Annotated in this window: 20 protein-coding genes; 12 read left to right on the forward strand and 8 right to left on the reverse strand. The window is 62.8% G+C overall.

All coding sequences use genetic code 11. From position 1 onward, the window contains the following. Positions 1–11 precede the first annotated feature (11 nt). Both choX and ACVWZT_RS08615 read left to right on the forward strand, forming a co-directional pair. Positions 12–941: a choline ABC transporter substrate-binding protein gene (choX, locus tag ACVWZT_RS08610; protein ID WP_457468952.1), complete on the forward strand. Its 930-nt coding sequence runs from the start codon at positions 12–14 to the stop codon at positions 939–941. Positions 942–1,055: 114 nt separating this feature from the next. Then, positions 1,056–2,621, forward strand: a complete 1,566-nt coding sequence (locus ACVWZT_RS08615; RefSeq protein ID WP_457468954.1) for a SulP family inorganic anion transporter — start codon at positions 1,056–1,058, stop codon at positions 2,619–2,621. A gap of 38 nt (positions 2,622–2,659) precedes the next feature. On the opposite strand, the gene aroE is transcribed toward ACVWZT_RS08615, so the two are convergent. Beyond that, entirely contained in the window at positions 2,660–3,484 is an 825-nt protein-coding gene (aroE, locus tag ACVWZT_RS08620; protein ID WP_296235140.1) for a shikimate dehydrogenase, read from the reverse strand. A gap of 25 nt (positions 3,485–3,509) precedes the next feature. Then, on the reverse strand, positions 3,510–4,421 hold the full coding sequence (gene hemF, locus ACVWZT_RS08625; RefSeq protein ID WP_296235141.1) for an oxygen-dependent coproporphyrinogen oxidase: 912 nt from the start codon (positions 4,419–4,421) through the stop codon (positions 3,510–3,512). Positions 4,422–4,555: 134 nt separating this feature from the next. Here hemF and ACVWZT_RS08630 point away from each other — a divergent pair, with 134 nt between their 5' ends. Continuing rightward, positions 4,556–5,533, forward strand: a complete 978-nt coding sequence (locus tag ACVWZT_RS08630; protein ID WP_296235142.1) for an NADPH:quinone reductase — start codon at positions 4,556–4,558, stop codon at positions 5,531–5,533. A gap of 126 nt (positions 5,534–5,659) precedes the next feature. Here ACVWZT_RS08630 and ACVWZT_RS08635 read toward each other — a convergent pair whose 3' ends face one another. Continuing rightward, complete coding sequence (locus tag ACVWZT_RS08635) at positions 5,660–6,217, reverse strand: L-threonylcarbamoyladenylate synthase (RefSeq protein WP_225779847.1); 558 nt, start codon at positions 6,215–6,217, stop codon at positions 5,660–5,662. 42 nt (positions 6,218–6,259) lie between these two features. Continuing rightward, on the reverse strand, positions 6,260–7,357 hold the full coding sequence (gene dprA / locus ACVWZT_RS08640; protein ID WP_457468957.1) for a DNA-processing protein DprA: 1,098 nt from the start codon (positions 7,355–7,357) through the stop codon (positions 6,260–6,262). Positions 7,358–7,564: 207 nt separating this feature from the next. On the opposite strand from dprA, the gene def reads away from it, so the two are divergent. Genes def through ACVWZT_RS08665 form a run of 5 tightly spaced genes read left to right on the forward strand, consistent with a single transcriptional unit; the run spans position 7,565 to position 12,088 of the window. Beyond that, positions 7,565–8,071, forward strand: coding sequence for a peptide deformylase (gene def, locus ACVWZT_RS08645; protein WP_225779845.1), 507 nt, complete (start codon positions 7,565–7,567; stop codon positions 8,069–8,071). Positions 8,072–8,131: 60 nt separating this feature from the next. Further along, positions 8,132–9,064 (forward strand): methionyl-tRNA formyltransferase, encoded by a 933-nt coding sequence (gene fmt, locus ACVWZT_RS08650; protein ID WP_457468959.1) that lies wholly within the window; start codon positions 8,132–8,134, stop codon positions 9,062–9,064. Next, positions 9,061–10,371, forward strand: a complete 1,311-nt coding sequence (rsmB, locus tag ACVWZT_RS08655; RefSeq protein WP_457468961.1) for a 16S rRNA (cytosine(967)-C(5))-methyltransferase RsmB — start codon at positions 9,061–9,063, stop codon at positions 10,369–10,371. The genes fmt and rsmB overlap by 4 nt, the downstream gene beginning before the upstream one ends. Positions 10,372–10,394: 23 nt before the next feature. Next, positions 10,395–11,768, forward strand: a complete 1,374-nt coding sequence (gene trkA / locus ACVWZT_RS08660; protein ID WP_457468962.1) for a Trk system potassium transporter TrkA — start codon at positions 10,395–10,397, stop codon at positions 11,766–11,768. 11 nt (positions 11,769–11,779) lie between these two features. After that, a complete protein-coding gene (locus ACVWZT_RS08665) occupies positions 11,780–12,088 on the forward strand; it encodes a tetratricopeptide repeat protein (RefSeq protein WP_457468964.1) in 309 nt (102 codons plus the stop codon). Between the two features lie 125 nt (positions 12,089–12,213). Here the strand turns inward: ACVWZT_RS08665 and ACVWZT_RS08670 are convergent, their stop codons facing one another. Next, positions 12,214–13,101, reverse strand: coding sequence for a lysophospholipid acyltransferase (locus ACVWZT_RS08670; RefSeq protein WP_170027565.1), 888 nt, complete (start codon positions 13,099–13,101; stop codon positions 12,214–12,216). Between the two features lie 41 nt (positions 13,102–13,142). Further along, on the reverse strand, positions 13,143–13,694 hold the full coding sequence (locus ACVWZT_RS08675) for a DNA-3-methyladenine glycosylase I (protein ID WP_457468966.1): 552 nt from the start codon (positions 13,692–13,694) through the stop codon (positions 13,143–13,145). 83 nt (positions 13,695–13,777) lie between these two features. Between ACVWZT_RS08675 and glyQ the strand changes: the two genes are divergently transcribed. The 4 genes from glyQ to ACVWZT_RS08695 are packed head-to-tail and all read left to right on the forward strand — an operon-like array spanning position 13,778 to position 18,138. Further along, positions 13,778–14,725, forward strand: a complete 948-nt coding sequence (glyQ, locus tag ACVWZT_RS08680) for a glycine--tRNA ligase subunit alpha (RefSeq protein ID WP_023377955.1) — start codon at positions 13,778–13,780, stop codon at positions 14,723–14,725. Next, positions 14,722–16,776, forward strand: a complete 2,055-nt coding sequence (glyS, locus tag ACVWZT_RS08685) for a glycine--tRNA ligase subunit beta (RefSeq protein ID WP_457468968.1) — start codon at positions 14,722–14,724, stop codon at positions 16,774–16,776. The genes glyQ and glyS overlap by 4 nt, the downstream gene beginning before the upstream one ends. Before the next feature lie 3 nt (positions 16,777–16,779). Beyond that, positions 16,780–17,307: a D-glycero-beta-D-manno-heptose 1,7-bisphosphate 7-phosphatase gene (gmhB, locus tag ACVWZT_RS08690; RefSeq protein WP_457468970.1), complete on the forward strand. Its 528-nt coding sequence runs from the start codon at positions 16,780–16,782 to the stop codon at positions 17,305–17,307. 45 nt (positions 17,308–17,352) lie between these two features. Beyond that, positions 17,353–18,138, forward strand: coding sequence for a lysophospholipid acyltransferase family protein (locus tag ACVWZT_RS08695; protein ID WP_457468971.1), 786 nt, complete (start codon positions 17,353–17,355; stop codon positions 18,136–18,138). A 201-nt stretch (positions 18,139–18,339) separates the two neighbouring features. Here ACVWZT_RS08695 and ACVWZT_RS08700 read toward each other — a convergent pair whose 3' ends face one another. Together ACVWZT_RS08700 and ACVWZT_RS08705 are read right to left on the reverse strand one after the other, a co-directional pair. Next, positions 18,340–19,959, reverse strand: a complete 1,620-nt coding sequence (locus tag ACVWZT_RS08700; protein WP_457468972.1) for an MFS transporter — start codon at positions 19,957–19,959, stop codon at positions 18,340–18,342. Between the two features lie 99 nt (positions 19,960–20,058). After that, positions 20,059–21,705 (reverse strand): GMC family oxidoreductase, encoded by a 1,647-nt coding sequence (locus ACVWZT_RS08705; protein ID WP_457468974.1) that lies wholly within the window; start codon positions 21,703–21,705, stop codon positions 20,059–20,061. Positions 21,706–21,820 lie beyond the last annotated feature (115 nt).

Genomic DNA, 21,820 nt, shown 5'->3' on the forward strand with positions numbered 1-21,820 from the left:
GAGAGGCCGCCATGCATCAGTTCTCCGCCGCCGTGTTCGCCCTGGCCATCAGCCTGGGCACGAGCACCGTTTACGCCGCCGACAGCGACACGCAATGCACTACCGTGAAATTGGCCGACCCCGGCTGGAGCGACATTGCCTCGACCAACGCCGTGGCCCGCCTGCTGCTGGAAAGCCTGGGTTATCAGGTCAAGATCGACAGCCTGGCTGTACCGATCATCTATGGCGGCCTCAAGGATGGTCGCGTAGATGCTTTCCTCGGCAACTGGATGCCCGCGCACCAGGGCTTTCATGACAAGTTCATCGCCAATGGCGACGTGAAGCAGCTGTCACGCAATCTGGAGGGAACCGAGTTCACCCTGGCAGTGCCCGATTATGTATGGAATGCCGGGGTCAGGGACTTTGCCGACCTGCAGAAACACGCCGACCAGTTTGACAAGAAGCTTTACGGGATTGGCTCCGGCGCCCCGGCCAACCTGTCACTGAAGGAAATCATCGACAAGAATGAGTTCAACCTTGGCCAATGGAAGCTGGTGGAATCCAGCGAGCAGGCGATGCTGGCGCAGGTTGACCGAGCGGTGAAAAAACAGCAGTTCATCACCTTCCTCGGCTGGACCCCGCACCCGATGAACGTGAAGTTGAAAATGCATTACCTGACCGGCGGGGAGAAGTGGTTCGGCAGTAAAGGCGACGTCTATACCTTGACCCGCAAAGGTTATCCACAAGCCTGCCCCAATGCGGCGAAGCTGCTGGAAAACCTGAAGTTCACGCTGGATATGGAAAACAGCATCATGGCCGAGGTTGTGGATAAGAAAATCAGCTTCGACGAAGCGGCCAAGGCCTGGGTGAAAGCGCATCCCGAGGTGCTGGATGGGTGGTTGGCCGGGGTGAGCACCAGAAGTGGCGAGGATGCTGGCAAAGCAGTAAAAACCAAGCTCTAAACCGATCCTGTGGGAGCGGGTTCACCCGCGAATGCGTCAGTGAGGCTACCAATGCATTCGCGGGTAGACCCGCTCCCACACAGGACAGTGCACCTTCGGAAATCTGGATATCTCATGCATCGCCTCGCTCACCTGCTGCCCTTCCTCACATGGCTGCCGCGCCAATCGGGCCGCAGCCTGCGCCAGGACCTGCTGGTGGGCCTGAGCGGTGCCATCCTCGCCCTGCCACAATCCATCGCCTATGCCCTGATCGCCGGCCTGCCTGCCGAATACGGCCTGTACGCCGCCATCGTGCCGGTGCTGATCGCCTGCCTGTGGGGCTCGTCCTGGCACCTGATCTGTGGCCCGACCGCCGCCATTTCCATCGTGCTCTACGCCAGCATCAGCCCGTTGGCCGTGGCCGGCAGCGCCGACTACGTAACCCTAGTGTTGTTGCTGACCTTCCTCGGCGGCCTGTTCCAGTTGCTGCTCGGGCTTTTGCGCTTCGGCGCGCTGGTCAACTTTGTCTCCCATTCCGTGGTGCTTGGCTTCACCCTGGGCGCTGCCATCGTCATTGCCCTGGGCCAACTACCCAACCTGCTGGGCATGGACCTGCCCAGTCAGGCCACTGCGTTGAAGACGGCGCAGGACCTGGCCAGCCACGCCGGTGAGGTAGACCTGCCTTCCTTGGTGCTGGGCCTGGCCACCGTCGCGATCGGCGTGGCCATCAAGCTCTGGCGCCCCCGTTGGCCGAGCCTGTTGCTCGCCCTGATCCTGGTCAGCCTGCTGGCCTGGCTGCTACCCGGCTTGTTTGGCCATGTACCGCGAGTGCCAGCATTCACCGGCCAACTGCCACCCTTCAGCCCGCTGCCCTTGCTGGATGTGGAACTGGTTCTGCGGCTACTGCCCAGCGCCGTGGCGGTGGGCATGCTCGGGCTGGTCACCAGCCTGTCGATTGCTCGCTCGTTGTCGGCACGTTCGGAGCAGCTGATCAACGCTGACCAGGAAATTCGGGCCCAAGGCCTGTCGAACATCATTGGGGCGTTCTTTTCCGGCTACCTGTCTTCCGGCTCCTTCACCCGCTCTGGGTTGAGCTATGACGCTGGCGCCCGCTCCCCCCTGGCCGGGGTGTTCTCGGCATTGTGGGTGGCGCTATTCGCCGTTGCCGGGGCCGGGCTGATTGCGCATCTGCCGATTCCGGCCATGGCCGGCAGCATTCTGTTGATCTGCTGGGGGTTGGTGGACCACCGCGCGATTCGTGCGCTGTTCCGGGTCAGCCGTTCGGAATTCCTGGTCATGGCACTGACAGCGGCGGCGACGTTGTTGCTGGAGCTGCAAACCGCGATCTATGCCGGGGTATTGGCATCGCTATTCTTCTACCTCAAGCGCACGTCACGGCCAAGGGTGCAGCAAACGCGTGAAGGGGAGGCGGACGTGCTGCGGGTAGGCGGGTCGATCTTCTTTGGTGCAGCGCCTTACCTGCAGGTGCGCTTGCAGCGCTGCCAGGGGCCACATGTGGTGATCGATGCGCGGCAGGTGAACTTTATCGACTATTCCGGTGTGGATATGTTGCACCGCGAGGCGCGCCGGTTGAGGCGGGCGGGGGGAAGCCTGACCTTGCACCGGGCCAGGCCGCAGGTGATCGAGGAACTGCAGAAGCTGGAAGGGGCGGAGTTATGCCCGATCCGGTTTGACGAATGAGCTGTGAATCCTGGGGCTGCTTTGCAGCCCCGACAATTTCAGCCCCGAGCGAGCTGTCGGCGCAACTCCGCCAAAACCGGCGCCGTATCCGGGCGCACGCCTCGCCAGACAAAGAAGGCTTCAGCCGCCTGCTCAGCCAGCATCCCCAGCCCGTCCAGCACCTGAGCCGCCCCAAGCCTGGTAGCCCACTGGCAAAACGGCGTCGGCTCCTTGCCATACATCATGTCGTAGCACACCGTACGCCCCGCCTCGACCAGGCTGTCGGCAATCGGTGGCAATTCACCGGCCAGGCTCGCCGAAGTGGCATTGATGATCACGTCCACCGGCTCCTGCAACCAGGCAAAACCACTGGCCACCACCGGCCCCAGTTCATCGAATTCCCGCGCCAGCTGCTCGGCCTTTTCCACAGTGCGGTTGGCAATGACCAGCGACTGCGGCTTGTGTGCCAGCAGCGGCTCCAGCACGCCCCGCACGGCGCCGCCAGCACCGAGGATCAGGATGCGCTTGCCCGCCAGCGCGACACCGGCATTCACCGTCAGGTCACGCACCAGGCCCGCGCCGTCGGTGTTGTCGCCCTGCAAGGTACCGTCGGCCAGCTTGCACAGCGTGTTCACCGCGCCCGCGCGCTGGGCGCGTGGGGTCAGGCTGTCACACAGGCGGTAGGCCTCTTCCTTGAACGGCACAGTGACGTTGGCGCCGCGGCCTTGCTTGAAAAAGCCACGCGCACAGTCACTGAACTCGTCCAGCGGCGCCAGCAGGGTAGCGTATTCCAGGTCCTGACCGGTCTGCTCGGCAAACAGACGGTGGATCAACGGCGACTTGCTGTGGCCGATGGGGTTACCGAAAACGACGTACTGGTCCATGGCGATTCCTTTGTTGTGCAGGGGCTTACTGGCTGAGCCAGTCGCGGTCCTGCAGGAAGTAGTCAGTCAGGCGTGCTTCTTCGCTGCCAGGGGCGGCCTTCCAGTCGTAGCCCCAGCGGACCTGCGGCGGCAGCGACATGAGAATGGACTCGGTACGCCCGCCCGACTGCAGGCCGAACAGGGTGCCACGGTCGTAGACCAGGTTGAACTCCACATAGCGGCCACGGCGATATTCCTGGAACTCACGCTGTTGCGGGGTGTAAGGCGTGTTCTTGCGGCGCTGGACGATCGGCAGGTAGGCGTTGATGTAGGCATCGCCGATGGCACGGATGAAGGCAAAGCAGGTGTCGAAGTCCCACTCGTTCAGGTCATCGAAGAACAGGCCGCCAATACCACGCGGCTCGCCACGGTGCTTGAGGTGGAAGTAACGGTCACACCAGGCCTTGTAGCGCGGGTACACGTCGGCACCGAACGGCGCGCAGGCCTGCTCGGCGACGCGGTGCCAGTGGATACAGTCTTCCTCGTTGCCGTAATAGGGGGTCAGGTCGAAACCACCGCCGAACCACCACACGGCTTCTTCACCTTCCTTTTCGGCAATGAAGAAGCGCACGTTGGCATGCGAGGTAGGCACATGCGGGTTGTGCGGGTGGATCACCAGCGATACACCCAGAGCCTCGAAGCCACGGCCCGCCAGCTCGGGGCGATGGGCACTGGCCGAAGGCGGCAGGCCGGCACCGAATACGTGAGAGAAGTTGACCCCGCCTTTCTCGATCACCTTGCCATCGCCGATCACCCGTGTGCGCCCCCCGCCACCGGCCTCGCGCACCCAAGCATCCTCGACGAAGCGGGCACCGCCGTCTTCTGTTTCAAGGGCAGAGCAGATGCGGTCTTGCAGGTCGAGCAGATAGGCTTTCACGGCCTCGGTGCGGCTAGTCATCGGGTCACCAGGAACGGGCAGGGAACAATTCGCCGCGTAGCATACCACCGCCAGGGCGTGCGCCGCAGTTGACGGGGATCAGGCAAAGGCGTCCGATAGAAGGCCTTTCCCGATCCCGACTACAGGAGTGCGAGATGGCCAAGCGTATCCAGTTCAGCCAGCATGGCGGCCCGGAAGTACTGCAGTTTGTAGAATTCGAACCCGCTCCGCCCGGGCCGCAGCAGGTGCGCGTGCGTAACCATGCGATCGGCCTGAACTTCATCGACACCTACTTCCGCAGTGGGCTGTATGCACCGCCATCGCTGCCCTCCGGGCTGGGTACCGAGGCGGCGGGGGTGGTCGAGGCCGTGGGCGAGGGCGTGACCCGCCTGAAAGTGGGCGATCGCGTCGCCCATGCCGGTGGGCCGCTGGGTGCGTACAGCGAAGTGCATACGCTGCCGGAGGCCAACCTGGTCAAGCTACCCGACAACATCAGCTTCGAGCAGGCGGCGGCGGTGATGCTCAAGGGTCTGACCGTGCAGTACCTGTTGAAGCAGACCTACGCGGTGAAGCCAGGCGACGTGATCCTGTTCCACGCAGCGGCCGGCGGCGTGGGTTCGTTGGCGTGCCAGTGGGCCAAGGCGCTGGGCGCCAAGCTGATCGGCACCGTCAGCTCTGCCGAAAAGGCCGAACGGGCCAAGGCGTTGGGCGCGTGGGCGACCATCGACTACAGCCATGAGGATGTGGCCAAGCGGGTGCTGGAACTGACCGACGGCAAGAAATGCCCGGTGGTGTATGACGGCGTGGGTGCGGATACCTGGTTGACCTCGCTGGATTGTTTGCAGCCGCGTGGTTTGATGGTGAGCTTCGGCAATGCCTCGGGCGCAGTGAGCGGGGTGAACCTGGGCATTCTGGCGCAGAAGGGTTCGCTGTACGTGACTCGGCCGACACTGGCGAGCTATGCCAACAATGCCGAGAACACCCAGGCCATGGCCGATGATCTGTTTGCGATGATTGGCAGTGGCAAGCTGGTTGTGGATATCCAGCAGCGGTATCCGCTGAGCGAGGCGGCCAAGGCGCAGACGGAGTTGTCGGCGCGCAGGACGGTGGGGTCAACGGTATTGTTGCCTTGAATGGTTGGGAGCGCGGTAGGACGACGATGTGTACGCCCTGAGGTTTTCAGCGCCTGTGAGACCGAGCGCCGCGGTGCTCGGTCTCACAGGCGCTGAAAACCCAAAGGCAAGCCTTCGCCAACGCTATTAGCCCGGACGCACAACCTCGCCAGTTGCCAGGTTACGAATCACGCTCGGGTTCTTCCGCCCACCCAGCGCCCCGCCCAGCACCAGGTCCAGCTGGCCATGGAAGTATTGCTCCACCCGCAACCGGGTCTTGGCCGCCGGGCGTCCGCCGGGGTTGCACGAGGTGGAAATCAATGGCCCCACCAATGCACACAGCTCACGCACCAACGGGTGGTCGCTGACCCGCAGCGCCACCGTGTCATGCTGCCCGGTCACCCATTCTGGCAACAGGTCCTGGTGCGGCACCAGCCAAGTGTTCGGCCCCGGCCAGGTGCTGCCCATGCGGTCGATCCAGTCTTCGGGGAAGTCCTCGAACAGGAAGTCGAACTGGCGGATGTTGTCGGCCACCAGGATCAGCCCTTTATCCACAGGCCGCGACTTCAGCGCCAGCAGGCGATACACCGCGTCCTCGTTCCACGGATCGCAGCCCAGGCCCCAGACCGCTTCCGTCGGGTAGGCGATCACTGCGCCCGCCCGGATTTCACGTGCGGCTTGTTGCACTCGAAAACTGCTCACCATTTCTGTCACTCCACCTATCAAACTTGCTTGTGAGCAGTGTACTTAGCCCGCGCGGGCAAACCAACGTCCGGCTTCATTGCTGACCCGCCCTTCCAGCTCGAGTTCGGTAAGCTGCGCGAGCACATCGGCCAGCGGCTGCTCGCTGCAATGCGCCAGGCTTTCGCTGGTCTGAGGTGCAGCATGCAGCAGGGCAAGCAGCGGATGGTCGAACTTGTCCACAGCCGCTGGCGGCAGATTTTGCCAGCCCTGCAGGCTTTCCAGAATCTGTTCCACACTTTCCACCAACAGTGCACCGTCACGGATCAACTGGTGGCACCCCTTGGCCCCTGGGTGGTGAATGGAGCCGGGGATCGCATACACCTCGCGTCCTTGCTCAGCCGCCAGGCGTGCAGTGATCAGCGAACCACTGGCCAGACTCGCTTCGACGACCAGCACCCCCAGCGACAGACCGCTGATGATGCGATTGCGCCGCGGGAAGTTTCCCGGCAGTGGTTCCGCATCCAGCGGGTATTCGGACACCAGCGTGCTGCCGTTTTCGATCATCGCCTGCGCAAGTGCCTTGTGGCGCTGTGGATAAAGTTTTTGCAAACCTGTACCGAGTACCCCGATGGTACTTCCTCCAGCCTGCAATGCGGCCCGATGAGCGGCACCATCGACACCCACGGCCAGCCCGCTGGTGATGGTAAAACCGGCATGCGCCAGATACCGGGAAAATGCACCGGCGTTGTCGATTGCCGGGGGTGAAGCACGCCTGCTACCCACAATCGCCAACTGTGGGCGCTCGAGCAAGGCCGGCTCACCGGCGACGAAAAGCAACGGTGGAGCATCATCGATCTCGGCCAGCAACGGCGGGTAGCCAGGGCCGTCCCACATCAGTAAATGCTGGCCAGGGCCCTCTAGCCAGGCCATTGCAGCCAATGCGCCGTCACGTACTTCGACGCTGCGTCGGGCATCGATGGTGGCCTGCGGTATGCCCAGTGCTCGCCAGGCAGCGGCCGGCGCGCACAGGGCCGACGAGGCACTGCCAAAGGTTTCCAGCAAGCTGCGAAAGCGTCGCAACCCGGTTTCCGGCAGGCGGTGCAGGCGTAATCGTGCTTCCAGTTCTGCTGGCGGGAGAGGCGACGAATGGTAATCAGTCATGGGGATCATCCTTGATCGAAACGGGGCCATCGGCGTGGCACAAACTGTGGATAACTTTGTTGATAACGCTTTGACAACCTGTCCATCGAACGCCCTATAAACGGGCCTTGAAAACCCTAGCCGAGCTTTGCCAGGTGCTGAAATCCCCGTTTCCCTTTATTATGTGTGCTCAGTTTTCAACCGAACGCACAGTGACTGCCTGACCTTATGGCCATCTTGAACATTCTCGAATTCCCGGACCCGCGCCTGCGCACCATCGCCAAACCGGTGACGGAGTTCGACGACGCTCTGCATCAGCTGATCGACGACATGTTTGAAACCATGTACGAAGCCCCCGGCATCGGTCTCGCCGCCACCCAGGTGAATGTGCACAAGCAGGTGGTGGTCATGGACCTCAGCGAGGACCGCAGCGAGCCGCGCGTCTTCATCAACCCCACGGTCGAAGAGCTGACCCATGACATGGGCCAGTACCAGGAAGGCTGCCTGTCGGTACCGGGCTTCTACGAGAACGTCGATCGCCCGCTGCGTGTGCGGGTCAAGGCCCAGGACCGTGATGGCAAGCCGTACGAGCTGGAATGCGAAGGTCTGCTGGCGGTGTGCGTGCAGCACGAATTCGATCACCTCAATGGCAAGCTGTTCGTCGATTACCTGTCGCAGCTCAAGCGCGACCGGATCAAGAAGAAGCTGGAAAAGCAGCACCGCCAGCAAGCCTGATCCCTACCTTCCAGAAGGCTTGCTCCGGCAAGCCTTTTTCTTTTTTGAAGCGAGAACTCCATGCGCATCGTCTTTGCAGGCACTCCAGAGTTTGCCGCCGAACACCTCAAGGCCCTGCTCGACAGCCCGTACGAGATCGTGGCCGTCTACACCCAGCCCGACCGCCCCGCCGGCCGTGGCCAGAAGCTCATGCCGAGCGCGGTCAAGGCACTGGCGGTGGCCCATGACATTCCGGTATTTCAGCCGCCGTCGCTGCGCAACGCCGAAGCCCAGGCCGAACTGGCTGCGCTGAAGCCAGACCTGATGGTGGTAGTGGCCTACGGCCTGATCCTGCCGCAAGCAGTACTGGATATCCCGCGCCTGGGTTGCATCAACAGCCACGCCTCGCTGTTGCCACGCTGGCGCGGTGCCGCACCGATCCAGCGCGCCGTCGAAGCCGGCGACGCCGAGAGCGGTGTGACCGTGATGCGCATGGAAGCAGGCCTGGACACCGGCCCGATGCTGCTCAAGGTGGTCACCCCGATCAGTGCCGAAGACACCGGCGGCAGCCTGCATGACCGCCTCGCCGAACTGGGCCCGCCCGCCGTGGTGCAGGCCATCGCCGGCCTGGCCGACGGGTCGCTGCAGGGACAAGTCCAGGACGATGCCCTGGCCACCTACGCGCACAAGCTGAACAAGGACGAAGCCCGCATTGACTGGAGCCGCCCGGCGGTCGAGCTGGAGCGTCTGATCCGTGCGTTCAACCCATGGCCGGTTTGCCACAGCACCCTCGATGGCGAAAGTGTGAAAGTACTGGCCGCCAGCCTGTCCACCGGCCAGGGTGAGCCGGGCGAGATCCTGTCGGCCAGCAAGGACGGCCTGGTGGTCGCCTGCGGTGACCAGGCGCTGAGCCTCACCCGCCTGCAGCTGCCCGGCGGCAAGGCGCTGAACTTCAGCGACCTGTTCAACAGCCGCCGCGAGAAATTCGCCAGCGGCAAGGTGCTGGGCCAATGAACCCACGCCTCGCCGCCGCCCGCGCCCTTGCCGCCGTACTCAGCGGCAAGGCCTCGCTGAACAGTTCGCTGCCGGCGCAGCTGGACAAGGTCGACGAGCGCGACCGTGGCCTGACCCAGGATCTCGCCTTTGGCACCGCACGCTGGCAACCGCGCCTTGACCTGCTGGCCGCGCAGCTGCTGCAAAAGCCATTCAAAACCGCTGACGCTGATGTCCAGGCGCTGTTGCTGGTTGGCTTGTATCAACTGTTCTACACCCGTATTCCAGCGCATGCCGCCATTGGCGAAACCGTAGGTTGTGCCGACAAGCTGAAGAAGCCCTGGGCCAAGGGCTTGCTCAATGCCGTGCTGCGTCGCGCCCAACGCGAAGGCGAGGAATTGCTGGCTGGAATGGAGCGCGACCCGGTGGTGCGCACCGCCCATCCACGCTGGCTGCAAAAATCGCTGAAAGCGTTCTGGCCGGAGCGGTGGGAAGCCATCTGCGCCGCCAACAACGCCCACCCGCCCATGATTCTGCGGGTCAACCGTCGACACCACAGCCGCGACGCCTACCTGGCGCTGCTGGCCGAGGCGGGCGTTGGCGCCAGCGCCTGCCAGTACAGCCGTGACGGCATCGTGCTGGCCGAAGCCTGCGATGTGCGTGGCTTGCCGGGCTTTGCAGAGGGCTGGGTGAGCGTGCAGGACGAAGCCGCGCAGCTGGCCGCCGACCTGCTGGAACTGGCCCCCGGCCAGCGCGTGCTGGATGCCTGCTGCGCACCCGGCGGCAAGACCTGTCACCTGTTGGAGGCCGAAGCCGGCCTGGCCCAGGTGGTGGCCATCGACCTCGAAGCCAAGCGCCTGAGCCGGGTGCGCGAGAACCTCGACCGCCTCCAGCTTGACGCCGAGCTGATCGCCTGCGACGCCCGCGATACCGCCAGCTGGTGGGATGGCAAGCCGTTCCAGCGCATCCTGCTCGACGCACCGTGCTCGGCCACCGGCGTGATCCGCCGTCACCCGGACATCAAGCTGACCCGTCAGGCCGAGGACATCCCGGCCTTGGCCATGCTGCAGGGCGAACTCCTCGATGCCCTGTGGCCGACCCTGGAAGTCGGCGGCATGCTGCTGTATGCCACCTGCTCCAGCCTGCCTACCGAGAATACCGAAGTGATCGACGCGTTCCTCGCCCGCACCCCTGGTGCCCGCGAGCTGGACCTGGCCACCGCGGCCGGCCTGCGTCAGCCCCATGGCCGTCAGTTGCTGGCCCAGGAGGGCGGCCACGACGGTTTCTACTATGCCAAGCTGATCAAGATCGCCGCTTCGCGCGGATAGGAAAACAAGGTAGGGAGTAGCGGATGAAGATCATCATCCTCGGTGCAGGGCAGGTAGGCGGTACGCTCGCAGAGCACCTGGCGAGCGAAGCCAACGACATTACCGTGGTCGACACCGACGGCGACCGCCTGCGTGACCTGGGCGACCGCCTGGATATCCGCACCGTGCAGGGCCGCGGCTCGCTGCCCACGGTGCTGCGTCAGGCTGGCGCCGACGACGCCGACATGCTGGTGGCGGTGACCAACAGCGACGAGACCAACATGGTCGCCTGCCAGGTGGCCTATTCGCTGTTCCATACGCCGACCAAGATCGCCCGGGTGCGCGAATCGGCCTACCTCACCCGCGAAGAGCTGTTCGACAACGACCATATTCCGGTCGACGTGCTGATCAGCCCGGAACAAGTGGTAACCAACTACATCAAGCGCCTGATCGAACACCCCGGCTCGCTGCAGGTGATCGACTTTGCCGAAGGCAAGGCACAGCTGGTGGCGGTAAAGGCCTACTACGGCGGCCCGCTGGTGGGCCAGCAACTGCGCCAGATCCGGGCCCACATGCCCAATGTCGATACCCGCGTGGCGGCCATCTTCCGCCGCGACCGCCCCATCACGCCACGGGGTGACACGGTGATCGAGGCCGACGACGAAGTGTTCTTCATCGCCGCGAAGAAGGACATCCGCGCGGTGATGGGTGAACTGCGCCGCATCGACGAGACCAACAAGCGGGTGGTCATCGCCGGCGGCGGGCAGATCGGCGAACGCCTGGCCGAAGCCATCGAAAGCCGTTACCAGGTGAAGATCATCGAGATGAGCCCGGCCCGTTGCCGGCACCTTTCCGACACCCTGGAAAGCACCGTGGTGCTGCAGGGCAGCGCCTCGGACAAGGACCTGATGCTCGAGGAGAACATCGCCGACGCCGACATCTTCCTGGCCCTGACCAACGATGACGAAGCCAACATCATGTCGTCGCTGTTGGCCAAGCGCCTGGGTGCGCGCAAGGTGATGACCATCATCAACAACCCGGCCTATGTCGACCTGGTGCAGGGCGGCGAGATCGACATCGCCATCAGCCCGCAGCTGGCCACCATCGGCACCCTGCTGGCGCATGTGCGCCGGGGCGACATCGTCAGTGTGCATTCGCTGCGGCGCGGGGCGGCCGAAGCCATCGAGGCAGTCGCGCACGGGGATGCGAAGTCGAGCAAGGTGGTCGGCAAGGCCATCGAAGACATCGCCCTGCCGCCGGGCACCACCATCGGCGCGATCATTCGCGCTGAAGAGGTGATCATCGCCCACGACGACACGCGGATCGAATCGGGCGACCACGTGATCCTGTTCGTTGTGGATAAAAAACATATCCGCGATGTGGAGAAGCTGTTCCACGTCGGCTTGAGTTTCTTCTAGGAAGACAAGGCATGCGCGAATCGCTGGAAAAGATGCTGGCCAAGGGTGTGGATAACCCTTTGCTGAGGTTTGGCCTGGGCAAAGCCTGGCTGGACGAGGGCAATGGCGCTGAAGCGGCCGTGCACCTGGCGCGCTGCGTGGAGCAGGACCCGAAGTACTCTGCGGCGTGGAAACTGCTGGGCAAGGCGTATCAGTTGCAGGGGGACCTGGCGGCGGCGCGCAAGGCCTGGGAGGACGGGATCGTGGCGGCTCAGGCGCATGGCGACAAGCAGGCCGAGAAAGAGATGACGGTGTTCCTGAAGAAGCTCAACAAGATTTGAGATCGCCGGGGCTGTCTTGCAGCCCATTCGCGGGACAAGCCCGCTCCCACAGTGGCCTTGGTCAAACCGATCTATTGTGGGAGCGGGCTTGCCCCGCGAATGGGGCGCGAAGCGCCCCCAGGGTCTCAATACCAGCGCGGTTCCCCCGCCGGGCGCTTCTTGAAGCGCTTCATGCTCCACATGTACTGGCTCGGGTACTCGCGCACGTAACGCTCCACCACCTTGCTCATCGCCGCCGCCGATACCGTTACGTCGGTGCTGTACATCTCTTCCGGCGCCGCTTCGAGGAACACCTTGAAGCCCGAACCGTCCGGCAACCGCAGCGCATGCAGGAACACTCCCACCGCCTTGCCACCGGCCAGCATGTTCGGCACGAACTTGCTGGTCAAAGCCTGGGTCCCGAGAAACGGCACGAACACCCCAGCCGACTCCGCCGGTTCCGGGTCGGCAGGAATGCCCACCTGACCGCCACGGCGCACTTCCTTGATGACGCTGAGAATGCCTTCCTTGGTCGAAGGCGCCACACGGTTGCCCATCTGCACCCGCTGCTCGCGCAGCAGGTCGTCCACCGCCTTGAGCTTCGGCGGGCGGTAGAAGATGATCGGCTTGCATTGGTTGCAGTAGAAGTGATTCAGCACTTCCCAGTTGCCCAAGTGGCTGGTGATACCGACCACCCCCTTGCCCGAAGCCAGGGCCTGCTCCAGCACTTCCAGGCCATGCACTTCCTTGACCAGCGCCAGCGAGCGTTGCGGCGGCCAGATCCAGGCACAGGCACTTTCGACGAAGGATTTGCCGATATCTTTCAGCGCACGGCCGACCAGTTGCTCACGCTCGGCCGGGTCCATCTCCGGGAAGCACTTGGCCAGGTTGATGCGCACGACATTGCGCGAGCCATTGGGGATTTTCCACATCAGCCAACCGATACCCGCGCCGACGCGCTGCACAGCGCCCCAGGGCAGCTTGGCAAACAGACGCAGCACCCCGACCATCAGGGCGCCCTTGAACTTTTCCACAGGCGAATTCCTTATTTCAGCAAGGCGCGCATTGTAACCCCTCAGCGCAACAAGGCGGCGTAGCGATCGCAATCGGTGGTGTGGTCCATGACCATCCCGGTGGCCTGCATGAAGGCGTAACAGATGGTCGGGCCGACGAAGGTAAAGCCGGCCTTCTGCAAGGCCTTGCTCATGGCCTTGGCCTCCTCGGTGACCGCTGGCACCTCGCTGCGGCTATTGAAGTGGTTGATCTTCGGTTGCCCGCCGACGAACGACCAGAGCCATTGCGCAGGGTTATCCACAGCCAGCCAGGCCTGGGCATTGCGCCGGGCGGCCTTGAGCTTGAGGCGATTGCGGATGATGCCGGCGTCCTGCATCAGCGCTTCGATTCGCTCGTCGCTCATTGACGCCAGTTGCACGGGATCGAAGCCGTACAGCACCTCGCGATAACGCTCGCGCTTGCGCAGGACGGTGATCCAGGAAAGCCCGGCCTGGAACCCTTCGAGCAAAAGCATCTCGAACAGCAACGCCGGGTCACGCTGTGGCGTTCCCCATTCCTGGTCATGGTAGGCCTGGTACAACGGATCGTCGGTACACCAAAAGCAGCGTGGCATAAGGCTCCAATGAGTAGAGGGCGAGGCGAATCAGGTTATACTCCCGCTCTTTACATCCGCATCCCCAGATACAGGTGAATTTCGTGAGCCAGCCTACGCCAGCCGTGCGTACCTTCCAAGACCTGATCCTCGCCCTGCAGAACTACTGGGCCGAGCAAGGTTGTGTGGTGCTTCAGCCCTACGATATGGAAGTAGGCGCCGGCACGTTCCACACCGCTACATTCCTGCGCGCCGTGGGTCCAGAAACCTGGAACGCCGCCTATGTGCAGCCTAGCCGTCGCCCTGCCGACGGGCGGTATGGCGAAAACCCCAACCGCCTGCAGCACTACTACCAGTTCCAGGTAGTACTGAAGCCGAACCCGGCCAACTTCCAGGAGCTGTACCTCGGCTCGCTGAAAGCCATCGGCCTGGACCCGCTGGTGCACGACATTCGCTTCGTCGAAGACAACTGGGAATCGCCGACCCTGGGCGCCTGGGGCCTGGGCTGGGAAATCTGGCTCAACGGCATGGAAGTCACCCAGTTCACCTACTTCCAGCAGGTGGGCGGCATCGAGTGCTACCCGGTCACTGGTGAAATCACCTACGGCCTGGAGCGCCTGGCCATGTACATCCAGGGCGTCGACTCGGTGTACGACCTGGTGTGGGCCGACGGCCCGTTCGGCAAGGTCACCTACGGCGACGTGTTCCACCAGAACGAAGTGGAGCAGTCGACCTACAACTTCGAACACGCCAACGTCGAGAAACTGTTCGAGCTGTTCGATTTCTACGAAAGCGAAGCCAACCGCCTGATCAAGCTGGAGCTGCCGCTGCCAACCTATGAAATGGTCCTGAAGGCCTCGCATACCTTCAACCTGCTGGACGCCCGCCGCGCCATCTCGGTAACCGAGCGCCAGCGCTACATTCTGCGTGTACGTACCCTGGCCCGGGACGTGGCGCAAAGCTATCTGCAAGCCCGTGCACGCCTGGGCTTCCCGATGGCCACCCCTGAACTGCGTGACGAAGTGTTGGCTAAGCTGGAGGCTGCACAATGAGTGCTCAAGATTTCCTGGTAGAACTGGGCACCGAAGAGCTGCCACCGAAAGCCCTCGCCAGCCTCGGCGAAGCCTTCCTGGCCGGCATCGAGAAAGGCCTGCAGGCGGCCGGCCTGAATTACACCGGCAAGCAGGTCTATGCCGCGCCGCGCCGCCTGGCCGTGCTGATCCGCCAGCTGGACGTGCAGCAGCCTGACCGCAGCATCAACATCGATGGGCCGCCCCTGCAAGCGGCATTCAACGCCGAAGGCGAGCCGACCCAGGCGGCCCTGGGCTTTGCCAAGAAGTGCGGTGTGGAACTGGCCGAAATCGACCAGAGCGGCCCCAAGCTGCGTTTCTCCCAGCACATTCCAGGCAAGGCCACTGCCGGCCTGCTGCCGACCATCGTCGAAGATTCGCTGAACGACCTGCCGATTCCCAAGCGCATGCGCTGGGCGGCCAGTCGCGAAGAGTTCGTGCGCCCGACCCAGTGGCTGGTGATGCTGCTGGGCGACCAGGTGATCGACTGCACCATCCTGTCGCAGAAGGCTGGCCGCGAATCCCGTGGCCACCGCTTCCACCACCCGGAGAACGTACTCATCACCACCCCGGGCAACTACGTCGAAGACCTGCGCAAAGCCTACGTGCTGGCCGATTTCGCCGAGCGCCGCGAGCTGATCAGCAAGCGTACCGCCGAGCTGGCCATGCAACAGGAAGGTACCGCCATCGTGCCACCGGCACTGCTGGACGAAGTGACCGCCCTGGTCGAGTGGCCGGTACCACTGGTGTGCTCGTTCGAGGAGCGTTTCCTCGAGGTGCCGCAAGAAGCCCTTATCACCACCATGCAGGACAACCAGAAGTACTTCTGCCTGCTGGACAGCGAAGGCAAGCTGCTGCCGCGCTTCATCACCGTGGCCAACGTCGAGAGCCGTGATCCGAAGCAGATCGTGCAGGGTAACGAGAAAGTCGTGCGCCCACGCCTGACCGACGCCGAGTTCTTCTTCAAGCAGGACAAGAAGCAGCCGCTGGAAACCTTCAACGAGCGTCTGAAGAACGTGGTCTTCCAGGCCCAGCTGGGTACCGTGTACGACAAGGCCGAACGCGTCTCCAGGCTTTCTGCCTTCATCGCCCCGCTGATCGGCGGCGACGCCCAGCGCGCCGGCCGCGCCGGCTTGCTGTCGAAATGCGACCTGGCCACCGAGATGGTCGGCGAATTCCCTGAAATGCAGGGTGTCGCTGGTTACTACTACGCGCTCAACGACGGTGAGCCGGAAGACGTCGCCCTGGCCCTGAACGAGCAGTACATGCCGCGCGGTGCTGGCGCCGAGCTGCCGCAGACCCTCACCGGTGCTGCCGTGGCCATCGCCGACAAGCTCGACACCTTGGTCGGCATCTTCGGTATCGGCATGCTGCCCACCGGCAGCAAGGACCCCTACGCCCTGCGCCGAGCCGCCCTGGGCGTGTTGCGCATCCTGATCGAGAAGCAGCTGGACCTCGACCTGACCGCTGCAGTCGACTTCGCAGTCAAGCAGTACGGTACCAAGGTCAAGGCTGCCGGCCTGGGCGAGCAGGTGCTGGAGTTCATCTTCGACCGCCTGCGTGCACGCTACGAGGACGAAGGCATCGACGTTGCCACCTACCTGTCGGTACGAGCCCTGCAGCCACGCTCGGCGCTGGACTTCGACCAGCGCGTGCAGGCCGTGCAGGCGTTCCGCAAGCTGCCGGAAGCCGAGGCCCTGGCGGCGGTGAACAAGCGCGTTTCGAACCTGCTGAGCAAAGCCGAAGGCGCCATCGCCGAGCAGGTCGAGCCGAAGTACTTCGACAACGCCAACGAGTTCTCCCTGTACTCGGCCATCCAGCAGGCCGACCAGGCCGTGCAACCGATGGCTGCTGCACGCCAGTACAGCGAATCGCTGGCCCGCCTGGCAGCCCTGCGTGATCCGGTCGACGCCTTCTTCGAGGCGGTGATGGTCAATGCCGAGGACGCCAAGGTACGTGCCAACCGTTATGCCCTGCTCAGCCGCCTGCGCGGCCTGTTCCTGGGTGTGGCCGATATCTCGTTGCTGGGGTAAGCCTTGAAACTGCTGATTCTCGACCGTGACGGGGTGATCAACCATGACTCCGACGCCTACATCAAGACGCTGGAAGAATGGGTTCCGATCCCTGGCTCGGTCGCAGCGATCGCGCAGTTGAGCAAGGCGGGCTGGACGGTGGCTGTCGCCACCAACCAGTCCGGCATTGCTCGCGGCTACTACCCGCTGGCCACCCTCGAGGCCATGCACACGCGTCTGCGCGAACTGGTAGCCGAGCAAGGTGGCGAGGTGGGCCACATCGTGTATTGCCCGCACGGGCCGGACGAAGGCTGCGATTGCCGTAAACCCAAGCCTGGCATGCTGCGGGCCATTGCCGAGCACTACCAGGTGGGCCTTGAAGGCGTCTGGTTCGTCGGCGACAGCAAGGGTGACCTGGAGGCTGCCTTGGCTGTCGGTGCCCAACCGGTGTTGGTGAAAACCGGCAAGGGCGAGCGGACCCTGGAAAAAGGCGTCCCGGAAACTACACTGATTTTCGACGATCTGGCAGCTATCGCCAGAGAACTAATTTAAACAGTGCGCCTTTTGGCGCATTTTTCTCAGGCGGGCATGCCCGCAATGGTACAAGCCACTATGTCGATCCTGCAGGCGATCAGAATCTTTCTTTTTTACCTGCTGCTGGGCACCAGTTCGCTGCTGTGGTGCTCGCTGAGCTTCTTCGTCGCGCCGTTCCTGTCCTTCCCCAAGCGCTACACGTTCATCAATGTGTACTGGTGCCGCTGCGCCTTGTTCCTGGTACGCACCATCCTGGGCATCGATTACAAGGTCACCGGCGCCGAAAACGTGCCGAATGAGCCTTGCGTGATACTGTCCAACCACCAGAGCACGTGGGAAACTTTCTTCCTTTCCCAGTACTTCTCGCCGTTAAGCCAGGTGCTCAAGCGCGAGCTGTTGTACGTGCCGTTCTTCGGTTGGGCCATGGCCATGCTGCGGCCGATCGCGATCAACCGCGACAACCCCAAGGAAGCCCTGCGCCAGGTCGCGAGCAAAGGTGATGAACTGCTCAAGCAGAAAGTCTGGGTGCTGATCTTCCCGGAAGGCACCCGTGTACCGTTCGGCACCATGGGCAAGTTTTCCCGTGGCGGCACTGCCTTGGCGGTAAATGCCGGGCTGCCGGTGCTGCCGATTGCGCACAACGCCGGCAAATTCTGGCCAAAGACCGGTTGGGGCAAACGCGCAGGCACGATCGAGGTGGTCATTGGCGAACCGATGTACGCCAACGGCACTGGGCCACGTGCAATCGCCGAACTGAATGACCGCGCCGCAGCATGGAATGAAGCGACCCAGCGGGCCATGGGTTCGCTGCCTCCAACAGAGGAAACCCCTCAGGAACAAATGGCCTGATCATCTGTGGATAACTTGTGTGCAATTTTTGGATTAAATGCTCGAAGTAAGCGCTAACATATTGAATTAGCTGCTTATTTTTCTGTATGACGTTTTTCTGAAAATCGTGCATAAGTTTTTTCAGAGCATAAAAAAACCGGCTTTTACAGCCGGTTTTTTTATAGGTGATTCAAGTGTGCTTAGAGCAGGCCCGCGTTAACGTCAGACCTTGTCGATATCCACATCCTTGGTTTCTTTCAGGCAGAAGATTCCCACCACCAGGCTGATCCCCGTCACCAGCACCGGGTACCACAGCCCATAGAAGATGTCCCCGGTATACACCACCAGCGCGAACGACACCGTCGGCAGGAAGCCCCCGAACCAGCCATTACCGATGTGGTAGGGCAGCGACATCGAGGTGTAGCGGATACGGGTCGGGAACAGCTCGACCATCACCGCCGCCAGCGGGCCGTAGGTCATGGTCGCGATCAGGATCATTGCCACGATCAGCACCACCACCATCACCTGGTTGACCTGCGACGGGTCAGCCTTGGCGGGGTAGCCGGCCTGCTCCACCGCCGCGCGCATGGCGGCTTCGTCAAAGCCGTTGATGGTCTTGTCACCAATGTTCACCACCACTTCGCTGCCGGCTACATCCACCGAGCTGTAGGGCAGGCCCTGCTTGACCAGGAAAGTCTTGACCTTGTCACAGGGGCTGTCGAAACGCGCCTTGCCCACCGGGTCGAACTGGAAGGTGCAGCCTTGCGGATCGGCAGTGACCACGATCGGCGCCTGGCGGCTGGCGGCGTCGATCTGTGGGTTGGCGTAATGGCTCAGCGCCTTGAACAGCGGGAAGTACAGCAAAGTGGCCAGCAACAGGCCAAGCATCAGGATCGGCTTGCGGCCAATGCGGTCCGACAACCAGCCGAAGAACACGAAGAACGGCGCACCAATCACCACGCTGATGATCAACAGGGTGTTGGCCTGGGCCGGGTCCATCTTCAGCATCTGGGTCATGAAGAACAGCACATAGAACTGCGCCGTATAGAAGGTCACGGCTTGCCCGGCGTTGATGCTGAACAAGGCGGTGAGTACCACCTTCAGGTTTGGCCAGGAGGTGAACGACTCACGGATCGGTGATTTGCTGACCTTGCCCTGGGCCTTCATTTTCACGAAGGCCGGCGACTCGTGCATGCTCATGCGGATCCAGGTGGAAATGGCCAGCAGCACGATCGACAACAGGAACGGCAGGCGCCAGCCCCAGGTCTCGAATTGGTCGCCACTGATGTAGCGGCTGCCGAGCACGACCACCAGCGACAGCAACAGGCCGAGCGTGGCGGTGGACTGGATGAAGCCGGTGTGGAAGCCGCGCTTGCCGGGTGGTGCATGTTCGGCCACGTAAGTGGCGGCACCGCCGTACTCACCGCCCAGCGCCAACCCCTGCAGCATGCGCAGCACCACCAGGATGATCGGTGCGGCAATGCCAATGCTGGCGTAGGTGGGCAACAGCCCGACAGCGAAGGTGGACAGGCCCATCAGCACGATGGTGACCAGGAAGGTGTACTTGCGCCCGATCATGTCGCCCAGGCGACCAAACACCAATGCACCGAATGGCCGTACCAGGAAGCCGGCGGCAAAGGCCATCAGGGCAAAGATGAACGCAGTGGTGTCGTTCACACCGGCAAAGAACTGCTTGCTGATGACCGCTGCCAGCGCGCCGTAGAGAAAAAAGTCATACCACTCGAACACCGTCCCGAGGGATGACGCGAAAATGATCTTGCGCTCTTCACGACGGCTGGAGCTGCTCGCCGCCGCACTCTGCTCTTGGATGTAATCCGACATCGTTGCTGTCCTCGGCCCGCAGGCCACAGTGATTATTGTTGTTGTTCCACTGTCGGTGGCTTCTGACCGCAAGCCGCCGTTCATTCGCACGCACCCTGGTCAGGGCGTCGGTATCGCGCCTTCGTTCAGATGGATCTGGGTAGCCGCTCCTTTGAGGATCAGTTGCGCCGCCTTTTCAGCGATCATCAGGGTGGGTGAACAGGTATTGCCGGAAGTGATCTGCGGCATGATCGAGGCATCGGCGATGCGCAGGCCGGGGATGCCATGCACCCGCAACTGGTTATCCACAACGTCCATTTCGCCGTTGCCCATGCGGCAGGTGCCGACCGGATGGAAAATGGTAGTGCCGATCTTGCCGGCGGCTTCGAACAACTCTTCCTCGGTTTGCAGGGCTGGGCCTGGCAAATATTCCCTGGGTTCGAAAGCGGCGAGGGCAGGGGCCTGGACGATACGTCGGGTAAGGCGAATGGCATCGGCGGCGACGCGCAGGTCCTCGGGGGCACTGAGGTAGTTGGGGTCGATCAGGGGCGCGCTGCTCATGTCGGCGCTGCGGATATCGATACGTCCGCGGCTGGCCGGGCGCAGGTTGCACACCGATGCGGTAAAGGCCGGAAACGTGTGCAATGGCTCGCCGAAGCGCTCCAGTGACAGAGGCTGCACGTGATACTGCAGGTTGGCGGTGGCCTGCTCCGGCCCGGAGCGCACGAAAGCCCCCAACTGGCTCGGAGCCATGGCCAGAGGGCCGCTGCGGTCGTAGAGATAACGCAGGCCCATGCCCATCTTGCCCAACAGACTGTTGGCCATCTGGTTCAGGGTGCGGGTATTGCGAACCTGGTAGATCAGCCGCAATTGCAGGTGGTCCTGCAGGTTGCCACCCACACCTGGCATTTCATGACGCACACCAATGCCCAAGCTTTCCAGCAACGGACGTGGGCCGATGCCCGAGCGCTGCAGGATACCGGGCGAACCCACCGCCCCCGCGCACAGAACAATCTCGCGTCGTGCCGCAAATTCATGCCAGGCGCCTTGCCACAACGCCTCCACCGCCCGCGCCCGGGTGTTGTTGAGCAGCACCCGGTCAACCTGGACGCCGGTCAGTACGGTGAGGTTGGGGCGATTCATGACTGGCCGCAGGAAAGCCTTGGAGGCATTCCAGCGCACACCGCTGCGCTGGTTTACCTGAAAGTATCCACAGCCTTGGTTGTCACCGGTGTTGAAATCAGCGACCTTGCCGATGCCATTCTGCTCGGCGGCATCGCGAAAGGCATCGAGGATCGGCCAGCTGTAGCGCTGGCACTCGACCCGCCATTCGCCGTCAGCGCCATGGTGCTCGCTGGCACCGGCGAAGTGGCTCTCGCTGGTCTTGAACAGCGGCAATACGTCCTTCCAGGCCCAGCCGTCGTTGCCTTGCTCGGCCCAATGGTCATAGTCGGCCGCCTGGCCGCGCATGTAGATCATGCCGTTGATCGAGGAACAGCCACCCAGCACCTTGCCTCGCGGGTAACCCAACGCCCGGCCGCCCAGGCCGGGCTGTGCCTCGGTCTTGAAGCACCAGTCGGTGCGCGGGTTGCCAATGCAATAGAGGTAACCGACAGGGATGTGAATCCACGGATAATTGTCGCGGCCACCGGCTTCCAGCAACAGTACCCGGCAGGAGGGATCGGCAGATAAACGATTGGCCAGCAGGCATCCGGCGGGGCCGGCGCCCACAACCACGTAATCGAAGACAGAATCGGCTGATGGCATGTGCAACCTCGCGCCTGTTTTTTATTCTTGTCCCGAACCATCTTAGTGAGTAATTTCGTGGAGGAAACACGAGATTTCGCGCAGCCGCTGTGCGTTTTAGCACAAAGGTAAGCCT

The organism is Pseudomonas sp. TE21394 (assembly GCF_054057835.1).

Coding starts and splice junctions, on each gene's coding strand:
- choX (WP_457468952.1), top strand. CDS start 12: ATGCATCAGTTCTCCGCCGCCGTGTTCGCCCTGGCCATCAGCCTGGGC.
- ACVWZT_RS08615 (WP_457468954.1), top strand. CDS start 1,056: ATGCATCGCCTCGCTCACCTGCTGCCCTTCCTCACATGGCTGCCGCGC.
- aroE (WP_296235140.1), bottom strand. CDS start 3,484: ATGGACCAGTACGTCGTTTTCGGTAACCCCATCGGCCACAGCAAGTCG.
- hemF (WP_296235141.1), bottom strand. CDS start 4,421: ATGACTAGCCGCACCGAGGCCGTGAAAGCCTATCTGCTCGACCTGCAA.
- ACVWZT_RS08630 (WP_296235142.1), top strand. CDS start 4,556: ATGGCCAAGCGTATCCAGTTCAGCCAGCATGGCGGCCCGGAAGTACTG.
- ACVWZT_RS08635 (WP_225779847.1), bottom strand. CDS start 6,217: ATGGTGAGCAGTTTTCGAGTGCAACAAGCCGCACGTGAAATCCGGGCG.
- dprA (WP_457468957.1), bottom strand. CDS start 7,357: ATGACTGATTACCATTCGTCGCCTCTCCCGCCAGCAGAACTGGAAGCA.
- def (WP_225779845.1), top strand. CDS start 7,565: ATGGCCATCTTGAACATTCTCGAATTCCCGGACCCGCGCCTGCGCACC.
- fmt (WP_457468959.1), top strand. CDS start 8,132: ATGCGCATCGTCTTTGCAGGCACTCCAGAGTTTGCCGCCGAACACCTC.
- rsmB (WP_457468961.1), top strand. CDS start 9,061: ATGAACCCACGCCTCGCCGCCGCCCGCGCCCTTGCCGCCGTACTCAGC.
- trkA (WP_457468962.1), top strand. CDS start 10,395: ATGAAGATCATCATCCTCGGTGCAGGGCAGGTAGGCGGTACGCTCGCA.
- ACVWZT_RS08665 (WP_457468964.1), top strand. CDS start 11,780: ATGCGCGAATCGCTGGAAAAGATGCTGGCCAAGGGTGTGGATAACCCT.
- ACVWZT_RS08675 (WP_457468966.1), bottom strand. CDS start 13,694: ATGCCACGCTGCTTTTGGTGTACCGACGATCCGTTGTACCAGGCCTAC.
- glyS (WP_457468968.1), top strand. CDS start 14,722: ATGAGTGCTCAAGATTTCCTGGTAGAACTGGGCACCGAAGAGCTGCCA.
- ACVWZT_RS08695 (WP_457468971.1), top strand. CDS start 17,353: ATGGTACAAGCCACTATGTCGATCCTGCAGGCGATCAGAATCTTTCTT.
- ACVWZT_RS08700 (WP_457468972.1), bottom strand. CDS start 19,959: ATGTCGGATTACATCCAAGAGCAGAGTGCGGCGGCGAGCAGCTCCAGC.
- ACVWZT_RS08705 (WP_457468974.1), bottom strand. CDS start 21,705: ATGCCATCAGCCGATTCTGTCTTCGATTACGTGGTTGTGGGCGCCGGC.